Genomic DNA, 10,489 nt, shown 5'->3' with positions numbered 1-10,489 from the left:
CCTTGCTATAAGAGCAAGGTTTTATAATCGTATAAAGGGATTTATTTATTTTGTGGGGCTTTAAATCCATTAATTATAGCACTTAAGAAAAAGGCGATAATTAAAGCCCCCCACCAAGGAATGCTAATATCAAAATAAATCATTCCTGCGATAAATAAACCTATTGGTATCAAAAAAAGTAGGGGCAAGATAATCAGCGACCAAGAAAAACGTAGTAATCCCCGAATAAAAAACATTAGATCTGACATATTCCCTCCTAAATTTTATTTTCCAATCTACCAAATCCCCACTGGCAGTCAAGCTATTTCAATAAAGAAAACAATAAACTTTTTCCTGCTAACTTAATCGCCTCAAAGGATAAATTAATCCCCTTGGCTTTAATGGTTTGTTTAATTTTATTCCACGCCGTATCACTTCGGATTTTGTCGAGAAACTCGTGTCCTTGCCACGTTAGCTTATGTTGAGCATCAATTAATTGTGATTGCTTCAACAATTGGTAGTGATATTCCACCACAGCGGGCGGAAAGCCTTTAATGCTCTCACTATCCAACGGCGTATCATCAACCTTTTGTTCAAGTTTTAACAAAATTTTGCGGATAAGCTCCCAATCGCGTTTCATTTGGGGTCTCCTACAACCGCACTTAAACTAAAGTGCGGTTGGTTTTAAGTAAATTTTTAACGCATATTAAACGGTTTATAATACGGGTTTTTAAGCACTTTTTTAATTTCAGCTCTCAAGAAATCCATTACTTTTCCGTACTTTGATTTTGGCATACGGCAAAGCGACGGAAACCCAAAGCGAGCAAAGAGTTTTTGATAAAACTTTTCCGTCATCACGCGTGATTTTTTAGTTAAATAGCGCGAGGCCTCGGATACCCGCAGCCATTCTTCACTGCGAAAACCAATCACATCAGGCGGAAGTGTTACCCGTCGATTTGGTGGTGTTGGCAATCTGACTTCTGCCTGTTGGGCGACCACCGTTTTGAAACTTGGCGATAATATCGTTTTTGTTTTGATCAACGTTTCTCGCGTATCGTCGGTTAAAAACATCTCACACACGCGGATCAGCTCATTAAATTCTGCATTGCGAAATAATTCGCGACAGGATTTAAATTTAGGCAGTGCTTTTTCTGAATAATCTACCGCAAACACTAAGAGATAATAAAGAGTGTTGAGTAACTCACGCTCCATACTAATTATTACGGGTTGAGGTTGCGATCTTTCTGCCTTGCCTTTATTCCAATAATCGTGTAGTGCCTGATAACATTCTCTTTTGTATGTGATAAGACGCTCTCTAATTTCAGGTTTCACTCTGTTTGTATCGATGCCAAATAGCCAGCCGTTGAGATATTGGATTGGGAGGCAAACCATTTCGCGATCCTTCTCATCATTTCCAACTGTGTTTATGATAAACACAGTTGAATTTAAGACATCATCACGTTTAATTCTTTGTAATTGAGAACTCCACGCTAACCCTATATTTTCACAGATAGGGCGCATAGCAACATAATGAGTATTATTTTGTTCAAAAGTGGTTAAGGTACGATTATAAAATGGGATTGTTTGAAGCTGAGTTTTCATTGTTAGATTTCCTTTTGATGGAATATCAACTATTCAGATACTACGAATAGTTGGCGATCGACAGCTCAAAACTAGTCTAACTCTAGCGGACTTATTCCCTTACGGTATTGTATTCGTCGCACTGTCGATCATTGATATTAATTATTGTTTTTGTATCCGGTATGAGAAATAGGAGAAACTCAGATACAAAAAAACCACACATTCGGGGTGATTATCCTAGTTAGATAAAGGCTTTTGAGACCTTTAGATGAAATATAAGATAAAACCCTATTTATTGCAATAGGGTTTTATCAAAAAAAAAAAGATTTATGTAATCTATAATTTGAATTCATATCAGTAAGTATATTCGATAACCCGCTTTAATCCTTTTAACTCTTCAGAGGTAAACTTAAATTCATCATTACATACTCTATACTCTACACTAGATGCAGTGCCGAATTTTTTCATATCCTTATTGGTAAAAACAACATCTATAGACTCAACAACCTGTACGGGATTTCTTTTTACATCAGTACTTATAGTATTCTTTAACGGTTGAATCGGTTTACCGTTAACTAACCAATTTGTTGTATGGCATTTCAAATACTTCCAATCCTTTCCGGTACGAATTAACGATATTAAATTCGCATTTACTTTTTGCCCCTTAAGCACTGACACTGCAAAGAACTTATCTAAAGATACTGAATCATAATAGCTTTTACTCCAATAGGCTTTTTTGTCGCCCGTAAACTTATCTATTTCAGATTTAAACACGGGCGTTTCAATATTTTTAATCATTTCTTGGTGCGCTGCACACCCAGCCAATACCGTACTAATCAATCCAATTAATACTAATTTTTTCATAATTAACTCCTACGTTAAAAAATAGGCGTTAATCATACCAAAATTAAAGGTGTTTTAAAGTGATAGAGATCACATAGAGGTAGAATAATCTACCTCTGTGCTAAAAACATCTCGCTACCATCATCAAAATCTTGGCTATTTTCCACCGCACTTTGATCTGCAAAAAACGGCATAAACTCGGTAAGTTTTGGGCTGTCTTTTTTCGGATCGCTGTTAATCGCCGCCAGTAAGTAGGCAATTTGTGCGGTGCGGTAATCTTCACGCCATAAGCCGAACGGTTGTTCTTGGTAGAATTGTTCATATTCTTGCAAGTGATGTTCTGGCATTGCTTCGATTTCTGATAGCGTTTTACCCAACGCAAGGGATAAGGTTAATTGGAACTTGCGTCGGGCGGTGAGTTTTTTGGGGCTTCCTCACCCTTGATGGCATCAGTTAATTTCTTAAAGATGTCATTATCCAGTTGAGAAAGTGCCTCTAAATCGGCGTTGTTATTCGGATCAAACAGATTTTTCCCTTGCTCATCGCATAAGCGCATTGCTAAAGTTCGGGATAACGCATAAGGATCATAGATTTGCGTCAATTGCTTAGTGAGTTCTTCTTCATTCTCTAAGTTCAATTCAATGCCTTGCTCTTTAGCAATACGCATTAAACGATGCTGTTGACCGTAAATTTGCTCATTCACTTCACCCACGGTTAATTCGCGAATAAAATAGTCTGCACCGTCAATCTCAATTTTTTTGAGTTTAGGCTTGGTGGCCAATAATAAATCTCTTGTACCTTTCATTTGTTGATTTCCTTAAAATGTTTATAAAAAAACACCGCACTTTTTATCGTGCGGTGAGTTGGTTATGCGACTGGCAATAAATAATCACGTTTAGATGGTTTAATGGTGACGCCTGACTCAAACTTGCCTTTGACTTCACCACTGATATTGGTGCTAGTTTGAATAAAGCCAGAACCGTAAAGCGATCCCTGATTATTTTTGAACACTATCAAATAGGGGAACGTTTCTTTACCGTAGAACTTCTTGCGCAAATCCGCTTGCATTGCGGTAGCGGGCGCCCAGAAGAAAGTCAGTTTTACGTTACCAAACTCAATATCGCCCGGTTCGGTTTCGGTGCCTTCGCTGCACATCGTGGTAACATCTTCTTCCGAAAGCGTGTCGCCGTCTTTTTCAATGTTTTTGATGGCACAGAAGTTATTTGACCAAATTACCCGCGCCACTTTGGCATTGGTAAACACGGTTGGTTTGTCTTGATCTGCCCAATTCACCTCATCAGCAAAAATGATGTCATTGGTTTGAACATCTTTAACAGGGTAGTAACCGTCTAACGAGCCAAGCCCGGTAATGCGGAGCAAATCCCCTTTTTTGTAACCGCTATTGGCGACGGTGATTTTGGCATTAGGCGTGATTTCGCACGCGGTGATATTTTTTTCCGCTTCAACACCCTTGCCGATATAAAATTTTGTCCCCTGAAATGGGGTGGTTTGTGTGGCCATAGTTATTCTCCATAAGCTATTTGATACATCACTACACGACGGTGTAGTTTTGTATCGGGTTCATAATCACTAAAATCCGAAATGCGTTCGGCAAAATCAAATTCATCTTCTACCGCTTCAAACAATGCTTCGCGCAAGTTAAAGATGTCATCAACTTGATTGCTGTAAATGTCGATTTGCACTTGGTAATCATCTAAATCCCCATCTTCTAGGGCAGAATTTGGGGTGATGGTGGGGAATTGATACACAATGACAGGATAGGTCGTATTGGTATCAGGGATCACTTCATAAAAACAACGCCCTGCAACCAAAGGCGACAGGGCGTTAAATAAGTCGTGCTGGATCATTTGTTTCCTTCCCTTAAGATTTCCTCTCGTAAGGTAGTAATAATGGCATTAGCGGCTTGGTCTTTCGTTTGCTCAAACGCGGTGCGCAAGAAAGGGCGCGCCGGCATTTTAGAGGTGCCGAACTCAACAAATCGCCAATAATACGGATCGTTAGGGTTATATGCCCCGCCTTTCTGTGTTTTGGCCTTGAATTTTTCGATTTGCTTACCCGAAAGCTTTTTTACACCAATATAGGTGTTGGTTCTGCCATTTCGCCCAATTTTGGTTTTGGATTGAATGGCTTTTTTTAACGTGCCTGCACGCCGGTGCGACACTTTCTCTTTCAAGGTTGGCGCATTATTGCGTGCTTTGTCGCGCACAATCGCCCCACCTTTGCGCATTGCTTTAACGGCAATACGGTTGGCTGCTTTTCGGCCGAGTTCTTTCATTGCTGCCGACAACGCCCTTAATCCTTCCACTTTTACGCTGTTAGCCATTGACGTTTTCCTTACACAGTAATTGCAATGCGGTGCTTCGTCCTTGGTAATTCAGCACTTCAACAATCTCAAAATGCCGTTCGCCAAAAACGACCCGCATTGTAGGTGTAATACCTGCCCGATAACGTAACCAAATTTGCACCGTGACTTCGGACTGCACCTGTTGAGCAGAAAAATATTCTTTCCCCGTTAAGGGTTTGACTTCTGCCCAAACTTGAGCGACATCGCGCCACTGCGTAACCAACGCCCCGTAATCGTTTTGGCTGTTGATTTGCTGCTGTATCTTGATACGATGCCGCAGTTTACCAATTTGCATTTACACCCCCATTAATCGGTAAGGCTGGATCAACCGCCAAACGCCTTGCTCAATTTCTTTGGTGATAGCTCCTACGACAACGCTTTCTCGGTGTTCATACCAATGGGCAATGGTCATTAGCATTGCCTGTTTAATCGCCGCATTCGCCACAAGCCCCATTGATTCCTCTTCGGGTACGCTATTTAGATAGAGTTTGCGCCCGAGTTGGCTTTCAAGATAGGATTGGGCAGCGGTTTCATACTGAGTTAAGAGCGTGTCTTCTTCATTATGATCGATACGGCAATGTTGTTTGATAAGCTCAAGCGAGATAAGCATTGGTAAAAATCTCCAAAAAAAGCACCGCACTTGAGTTGTGCGGTGTTAAGGGTTATTTCGTTTTCGCGGCAAGTGTGCCTTTGATAAAGGCCTCTGGGCGATACACCGCGAGGGCTAAGCGTTCTTCCGCCAAAATGGTCACTAAGTTGCGCACAAAGTCATCTTCATTTTCCGTTGCAATAGCGATGGCGGAAGCCTGACGGTCAAACACCTGCGCGCCAAGGCTAAATGCCCCTGTCAAGAAAGTGCCAGCGGTCATTGCTTGCGTTTGCACCACTGGTAAGCCCCATAAGGTTGGCTGTGCGGTACCTTGTGGATTACCGATAATGTTACGCCCCATACCATCTTTCTCCAACTCAATTTTCGTCCAATCGATTGGGTTAAGCACATAGCCTGTGGCTGGATATTCTGCAATTAAGGCTTGTAATTGTGCTAATCGCAGTTGATCAATGATGGTGTAGGTCGCCAATTTTGCGGGATCTGCAAACGCAGTAGCTTGCGGTAAAATCCCGTGTAACGCACCACTTGATCCATCTCCGTTTAAGAGTTGACGATCTTCAAACAGTTTCAAGCCGTAAATTAAGCGACCGTTGATGTAGCTTTGTAACATTGGCGCATCATCTAAAATTTGGCGGGAGGCTTTCATATAATGGGCAATGGTTTTTACACCAAGCGTTACTTCATCAAATTTAATATCCGATTGGGCTTTTTTATCTCCCTCATTCACTTGATAGGCCGCACCATTGGTAAAGCCCGTTTCACGAATGTAGGTGATAGAATTACTTTGGGTGGTGCCTTTTGCTAGCAAGTCGCGAATGGTTAATGCCTGATCTGGTGGAGTTAACACACCCGGTAATTTATGTTCAGGGATTAATGCACCCGCCGCCCCCGCTGTATTCGTTGTGGCACTGGTAATAGTGGCTTTTACGGATAAATGGGCGGAATTGCCTTTGCGTGGATCTTGCATAAATTTTTGGAAACTGTCTGATTCCATTAACTGTTCCACTAAGGATTTTTCAGCGGTCTCATTGGCTCCCCCACGACGAGCGGCTTTTTGCTCTAACTCATCTAATCGGCTTTTTGCTTCATTCATTGAGGTTAAGGCTTCATCCACTTGCGCTTTTAAGCCCTCTAAGCCTTTTTCATTGTTCGCCATTTTACCTTGTAGTTCTTCACCTAACCCTTTTACTTGGTCGGTAGCTTTTTTAAACTCGCTGGCGAGCTGTTCAAGATTTTTTTCTGTTTCTGACATATTAATGTTCTCCCGTAATGGATTTAAGAATGGTTAATGCGTTGCTAAGTGATTTTTCTTCAGGCTCGCCCTGAATGAGTTTTTTCAAGCCGTAGCTAGCAACGGTTACAGCTTGTTTTTGTGAAAACCCCAAATCTCTTAGGGCTTTCTCAAATTCAGCAAGAGTAGGCAATCTGCCTTTTTCTAACACAGATTTCACTTTTTCCACGCGACTTGCTTCATTAGCGGGAAAAGTAACTACCGAGATTTCTCTTAATTCAATGGCAAGTAATTCTGTGGAGTCCTCTTTTTCATCATAGGTCCACTTATTCACCCGATAGCCAATAGAAAGCCCATCAATGGCTCCCGCCATCATTAAAGCGTGTACCTCCTTGGCTTTTGCCACTTCATTGATCAGTAGCCGTCCTTCACCGTATAAGCCTTTCTCATCTTCTTTAAGCTGTGTCCATACGCCGATAGGCTGATTGCGGTCGTGGTTCCATAATACCGGCGGCATTTTGCCTTGCTCTTTCCACATCTTGATGGAGTCTAAAAATGCCCCTTTGCGTACGATCTCATCGTAGGCATCTTTCACATCAAACACGTTACAATAGCCCGAAAAAAAGCCATCTTCTTTGATGGCTTCGGCTTTAAATAAGAGATCTTTAGTTCGGTTTGTCATTGGTCATATCCTTTCCGATTTTATCAATCGCGGTCAAATTAAGTTGTACGGTCAGTTGATCTGCCCCCTCTACCGCAGGGAGATTTTCTAATGCCCGCACTTCATTTCGGGTCATTACGCCATTTTGCAAAAGTGCGGTGTAAAAACTCGCTCTTCCCGCACTATCCGCTCGCAATAACCCTTCTACACTAAAAATAGGGTAAATTTTTGACCGCTCTTCAGGTTTCAGCAATTTGCGTGTAATGGTTTGTTCAATCCGTTTTAGCATTGGATTGAGTGAGTAAGTGAGGAAATTTTGCGTAATTTGCTCTGCACTTGATGCCCAAGATGACGATTTATCCGTGCTATAAATTAATTGAGGCGGTACGCCAAAGGCACGGCAAATTTCCTCAATCCCAAAATAGCGGCTTTCCAATAATTGAGCGTCTTGAGGGTTGATCCAACTGCCCGACATATTGGCGGGTTCCATTCCCGCTTCAAGCACCATCCACTTGCCCGCGTTTTCAGGCTTGCCAAATTCGCTTAGCCCCTCTCGCACGCGCTTGCGTTGTTCATCGGATAAAATCCGCTCACCCGTTTTCAGAAAACCACCCGCCTTTAAATTATTGTTAAAGGCTTTGGCGGCGGCATTATTCGCAGCAGTTTGCAAGCCCATTACTTGTGCTTGGTAGCGAATGGGGGATAACCCAATTAAACCATCAAGGGTAAAACCTCTAAAGTGCAAAATATCCCGTTCGGCGTAATTGCCCCCGTCCACGTTATTTTTGGTGTAAATGTAGCGGATTTCGCCGTTATCACTGCGTTGCACCTGCATATACTGTGGATCAAGAATATCCAATGCAACCACGCGCCCACCAATCCGATTTATGCGGCAATAGGCGTTGCCCCATAAATCAAGGTTAGCAATCACCGCTTCCCAAAACTCACTGGCACACATATCCGCATTCGGCGTATCGTGAACAATTTTATAAAGAGGGTGATCGCGAGCGATTTGCCGTTGCTCATTTTTAAGGTGGAAAGGCAGTGAAGCAATGGTTTGACTGCGTAACCGCACACAAGCCCAGACCGCACTTAATTTCAGCGCAGTTTCCCCATTTACGGTTTCGCCCGCACCACTTGTTTCACTCACAAAAGGTTCCACCGTGCTGCCTTTATCAAGGCGTTTTCCGCCTGAAAACCAGCGTTGGTAAAAACGGCTCCACCAGTTTTTATCATTTAGTGTACTCATCCGATAATCATATCCTGTAAAAATGCATCAATATTCAATGGCGTTTCCGCACTTTCTGCTATGCCTAGCGCCATGGCAAGTGCGACCATTCCGTCAATTCGTCCTGTTGCTTTGTGTTTTTCAAATTTTCGGTTGCCGGCTGGATCTTTGGTAATGACTGCATTTGCCGCACACATCGTTAAAACAGGGTGCATACCGTGGCGCAGTTGCCCATTAAGCAATTGGCTTTCTAACGTATCAATTGCTGGCGACATATCCTTAAATCCTTGACCAAAAGGCACTAGGGGCAACGTAATGCCCTGTGTGTCCATTTCTTTTTTGAAAATATCCATTCGCCATCGGTCAAACGCAATTGAGGAAATATCAAAATCACTTAAGATGTCGGCAATATCCCGTACAACGTGAGCATAATCCACGGAGGCACCGGGTGTTGTGCGGATAAAACCTTGTTTTGCCCACACATCATAAGGGCTTCGATCGCGCTTTGCGCGGTCAATCAAACCTTGTTCCGGCGTCCAAAAATAACTATAAACATTGGTTTTGCCGCTTGGATCTTTGGCAACCAGCACCAGCGAGGTTAAGTCTGTTCGGGCGGATAAATCTAAACCGCCATACACACTTAATCCCGTCGGTGGCTGTCCCACTTCGCCATTGGCTTTCCAAACATCTTGCGTAACAAACGTGGATACCGTGCTAACCCGCTGGTTGAGATTCAAATTGCGGAACGTATTTTCAAAACTTGGCATTCGGTTAGCTTTGTCTGCCAATTTTTTGATGTCTTCCTCACTGCGGAACACACCTAACGCAGGATTGGCTTGTTTCCACGCTTTCGGATCAGTAATTTTTAAGTCTTTATCCGCGCTGTAAACGTGGCAAACCGTATGTGGATCGCCGCTGTTGATTGCGTCATCAATCCAAATGGAAAGCAAATCTGCATCGTTTGCCGCTTGTGTGCTGATGGTGAGCAATAATGGGCTTTTATGTGCGCCTTGTGCGGTCGTAATCGCATCAACAAAAGCCGATTGACTCCCTTGCACTTGTCCAACTTCATCTAAAATTGCCAGTACTGGCGATAAACCTTGTGCGGTTTTACCATCTGCGGCTAAGGCTTTGTATTCAACATTCATTGGCCGCCCAACCAGCCGCTTACCACTTGGCTTAATATCAACAAGGGTAGTCAGTTTAGGGTTAAGTTGGATCATTTTTACCGCGAGGTTAAATACGAGAGCGGCCTGTTCACGACTTAAGGCTCCGCTGACAATTTGGCTATTTAAGATGGCAACAGGTCCCACTAAATGTGCCAGCAATAAACACGCAATAAGTGCCGTTTTTCCATTTTTACGCCCAATCGACAAAATACCGTGTGTGGTCCCCTGTGGATTGTCATAAACGTCAAAAATAAAGCGTTTTTGGAAATCCTCTAATTTAATCGGGCTTCCTACTAACGCCCCTTCGGGGACAAAACAATATTTTTCAATAAAGGCAATGACTTTTTCTGCCGTCGTCATCAGTTAAACACCCTGGCAATTAAGCCGTCATCATCATTAATCGCATTCCGTGCCTCTTGATAAAGCTGATTGGTCTTCACTTGATCACGACTTTCCCCATTTGTGGCGCGACTGTGAATTTGCAAACTTCGGCACATTTGGATTTCACGCTTGTACAGATCTTCGATCACATAGTGCAGCGGGTGCATTTTCATTGTGCCGGTGTCTGTTTTTACCCAGCGTCGATGATTTTGTAACTCGTGTTCATAATCATCAATTTCTACATAGAGTTTTGCGAGTTTTACCGCCCGTTCTTGATCGATCGGCGTCCAACTGTCTAAGGCTCGGCTATTGATAATACTGTTCCAATAGCGCGTTTCTAATTTTGTTAATTTTTGTGGTGGTGATAGCTTGGTTTGTGCCGCTTTGGTGGCTAACACTTTTGCAGTGGTGCTATCACTACGCAATTTGCGTCCACTCATA

Annotated in this window: 16 protein-coding genes; all 16 read right to left on the bottom strand. The window is 42.7% G+C overall.

Annotated elements, in window-relative coordinates; genetic code table 11:
- Positions 1-41 precede the first annotated feature (41 nt).
- The 16 genes from L4F93_RS08465 to L4F93_RS08390 all read right to left on the bottom strand — a co-directional run bounded on the left by L4F93_RS08465 (position 42) and on the right by L4F93_RS08390 (position 10,488).
- Positions 42-248 carry a hypothetical protein gene (locus L4F93_RS08465; protein WP_103853811.1) on the bottom strand — a complete coding sequence of 69 codons (207 nt, stop codon included), beginning with the start codon at positions 246-248 and terminating at the stop codon, positions 42-44.
- Between the two features lie 53 nt (positions 249-301).
- A complete protein-coding gene (locus L4F93_RS08460; RefSeq protein WP_250349873.1) occupies positions 302-619 on the bottom strand; it encodes a DUF2513 domain-containing protein in 318 nt (105 codons plus the stop codon).
- Positions 620-675: 56 nt separating this feature from the next.
- On the bottom strand, positions 676-1,581 hold the full coding sequence (locus L4F93_RS08455; RefSeq protein WP_250349872.1) for a phage antirepressor N-terminal domain-containing protein: 906 nt from the start codon (positions 1,579-1,581) through the stop codon (positions 676-678).
- A 333-nt stretch (positions 1,582-1,914) separates the two neighbouring features.
- Complete coding sequence (locus L4F93_RS08450) at positions 1,915-2,424, bottom strand: hypothetical protein (RefSeq protein WP_250349871.1); 510 nt, start codon at positions 2,422-2,424, stop codon at positions 1,915-1,917.
- 89 nt (positions 2,425-2,513) lie between these two features.
- On the bottom strand, positions 2,514-2,750 hold the full coding sequence (locus L4F93_RS08445; RefSeq protein ID WP_250349870.1) for a phage tail assembly protein T: 237 nt from the start codon (positions 2,748-2,750) through the stop codon (positions 2,514-2,516).
- A gap of 44 nt (positions 2,751-2,794) precedes the next feature.
- On the bottom strand, positions 2,795-3,208 hold the full coding sequence (locus L4F93_RS08440) for a hypothetical protein (protein WP_250349869.1): 414 nt from the start codon (positions 3,206-3,208) through the stop codon (positions 2,795-2,797).
- Between the two features lie 62 nt (positions 3,209-3,270).
- Positions 3,271-3,924, bottom strand: a complete 654-nt coding sequence (locus tag L4F93_RS08435) for a hypothetical protein (protein WP_250349868.1) — start codon at positions 3,922-3,924, stop codon at positions 3,271-3,273.
- A gap of 2 nt (positions 3,925-3,926) precedes the next feature.
- Positions 3,927-4,271 carry a DUF3168 domain-containing protein gene (locus L4F93_RS08430; RefSeq protein WP_250349867.1) on the bottom strand — a complete coding sequence of 115 codons (345 nt, stop codon included), beginning with the start codon at positions 4,269-4,271 and terminating at the stop codon, positions 3,927-3,929.
- Complete coding sequence (locus L4F93_RS08425) at positions 4,268-4,747, bottom strand: HK97-gp10 family putative phage morphogenesis protein (protein ID WP_250349866.1); 480 nt, start codon at positions 4,745-4,747, stop codon at positions 4,268-4,270. Before L4F93_RS08425 ends, L4F93_RS08430 begins: the two co-directional genes overlap by 4 nt.
- The gene (locus L4F93_RS08420) at positions 4,740-5,063 is read right to left on the bottom strand and encodes a phage head closure protein (RefSeq protein ID WP_250349865.1); all 324 of its coding nucleotides are present in this window, start codon (positions 5,061-5,063) and stop codon (positions 4,740-4,742) included. The genes L4F93_RS08425 and L4F93_RS08420 overlap by 8 nt, the downstream gene beginning before the upstream one ends.
- Positions 5,064-5,378 carry a head-tail connector protein gene (locus L4F93_RS08415; protein ID WP_250349864.1) on the bottom strand — a complete coding sequence of 105 codons (315 nt, stop codon included), beginning with the start codon at positions 5,376-5,378 and terminating at the stop codon, positions 5,064-5,066.
- Between the two features lie 52 nt (positions 5,379-5,430).
- On the bottom strand, positions 5,431-6,630 hold the full coding sequence (locus L4F93_RS08410; RefSeq protein ID WP_250349863.1) for a phage major capsid protein: 1,200 nt from the start codon (positions 6,628-6,630) through the stop codon (positions 5,431-5,433).
- Position 6,631: 1 nt separating this feature from the next.
- Positions 6,632-7,291, bottom strand: a complete 660-nt coding sequence (locus L4F93_RS08405; protein ID WP_250349862.1) for an HK97 family phage prohead protease — start codon at positions 7,289-7,291, stop codon at positions 6,632-6,634.
- The gene (locus tag L4F93_RS08400; protein WP_250349861.1) at positions 7,275-8,519 is read right to left on the bottom strand and encodes a phage portal protein; all 1,245 of its coding nucleotides are present in this window, start codon (positions 8,517-8,519) and stop codon (positions 7,275-7,277) included. Before L4F93_RS08400 ends, L4F93_RS08405 begins: the two co-directional genes overlap by 17 nt.
- Positions 8,516-10,027: a terminase large subunit gene (locus L4F93_RS08395; RefSeq protein WP_250349860.1), complete on the bottom strand. Its 1,512-nt coding sequence runs from the start codon at positions 10,025-10,027 to the stop codon at positions 8,516-8,518. The genes L4F93_RS08400 and L4F93_RS08395 overlap by 4 nt, the downstream gene beginning before the upstream one ends.
- Positions 10,027-10,488: a terminase gene (locus L4F93_RS08390; RefSeq protein ID WP_100295770.1), complete on the bottom strand. Its 462-nt coding sequence runs from the start codon at positions 10,486-10,488 to the stop codon at positions 10,027-10,029. The genes L4F93_RS08395 and L4F93_RS08390 overlap by 1 nt, the downstream gene beginning before the upstream one ends.
- Position 10,489: the final 1 nt, after the last annotated feature.

Source organism: Avibacterium sp. 20-132, assembly GCF_023611925.1.
In the GTDB taxonomy this organism is placed as follows: domain Bacteria; phylum Pseudomonadota; class Gammaproteobacteria; order Enterobacterales; family Pasteurellaceae; genus Avibacterium.
The sequence above is the reverse complement of the archived record's forward strand: the minus strand, read 5'-3'. Positions and strand labels throughout refer to the sequence as shown.

Bases quoted from the DNA above. Each gene is read 5' to 3' on its own strand.
- L4F93_RS08465 (WP_103853811.1), bottom strand. From the start codon at position 248: ATGTCAGATCTAATGTTTTTTATTCGGGGATTACTACGTTTTTCTTGG.
- L4F93_RS08460 (WP_250349873.1), bottom strand. From the start codon at position 619: ATGAAACGCGATTGGGAGCTTATCCGCAAAATTTTGTTAAAACTTGAA.
- L4F93_RS08455 (WP_250349872.1), bottom strand. From the start codon at position 1,581: ATGAAAACTCAGCTTCAAACAATCCCATTTTATAATCGTACCTTAACC.
- L4F93_RS08450 (WP_250349871.1), bottom strand. From the start codon at position 2,424: ATGAAAAAATTAGTATTAATTGGATTGATTAGTACGGTATTGGCTGGG.
- L4F93_RS08445 (WP_250349870.1), bottom strand. From the start codon at position 2,750: ATGCCAGAACATCACTTGCAAGAATATGAACAATTCTACCAAGAACAA.
- L4F93_RS08440 (WP_250349869.1), bottom strand. From the start codon at position 3,208: ATGAAAGGTACAAGAGATTTATTATTGGCCACCAAGCCTAAACTCAAA.
- L4F93_RS08435 (WP_250349868.1), bottom strand. From the start codon at position 3,924: ATGGCCACACAAACCACCCCATTTCAGGGGACAAAATTTTATATCGGC.
- L4F93_RS08430 (WP_250349867.1), bottom strand. From the start codon at position 4,271: ATGATCCAGCACGACTTATTTAACGCCCTGTCGCCTTTGGTTGCAGGG.
- L4F93_RS08425 (WP_250349866.1), bottom strand. From the start codon at position 4,747: ATGGCTAACAGCGTAAAAGTGGAAGGATTAAGGGCGTTGTCGGCAGCA.
- L4F93_RS08420 (WP_250349865.1), bottom strand. From the start codon at position 5,063: ATGCAAATTGGTAAACTGCGGCATCGTATCAAGATACAGCAGCAAATC.
- L4F93_RS08415 (WP_250349864.1), bottom strand. From the start codon at position 5,378: ATGCTTATCTCGCTTGAGCTTATCAAACAACATTGCCGTATCGATCAT.
- L4F93_RS08410 (WP_250349863.1), bottom strand. From the start codon at position 6,630: ATGTCAGAAACAGAAAAAAATCTTGAACAGCTCGCCAGCGAGTTTAAA.
- L4F93_RS08405 (WP_250349862.1), bottom strand. From the start codon at position 7,291: ATGACAAACCGAACTAAAGATCTCTTATTTAAAGCCGAAGCCATCAAA.
- L4F93_RS08400 (WP_250349861.1), bottom strand. From the start codon at position 8,519: ATGAGTACACTAAATGATAAAAACTGGTGGAGCCGTTTTTACCAACGC.
- L4F93_RS08395 (WP_250349860.1), bottom strand. From the start codon at position 10,027: ATGACGACGGCAGAAAAAGTCATTGCCTTTATTGAAAAATATTGTTTT.
- L4F93_RS08390 (WP_100295770.1), bottom strand. From the start codon at position 10,488: ATGAGTGGACGCAAATTGCGTAGTGATAGCACCACTGCAAAAGTGTTA.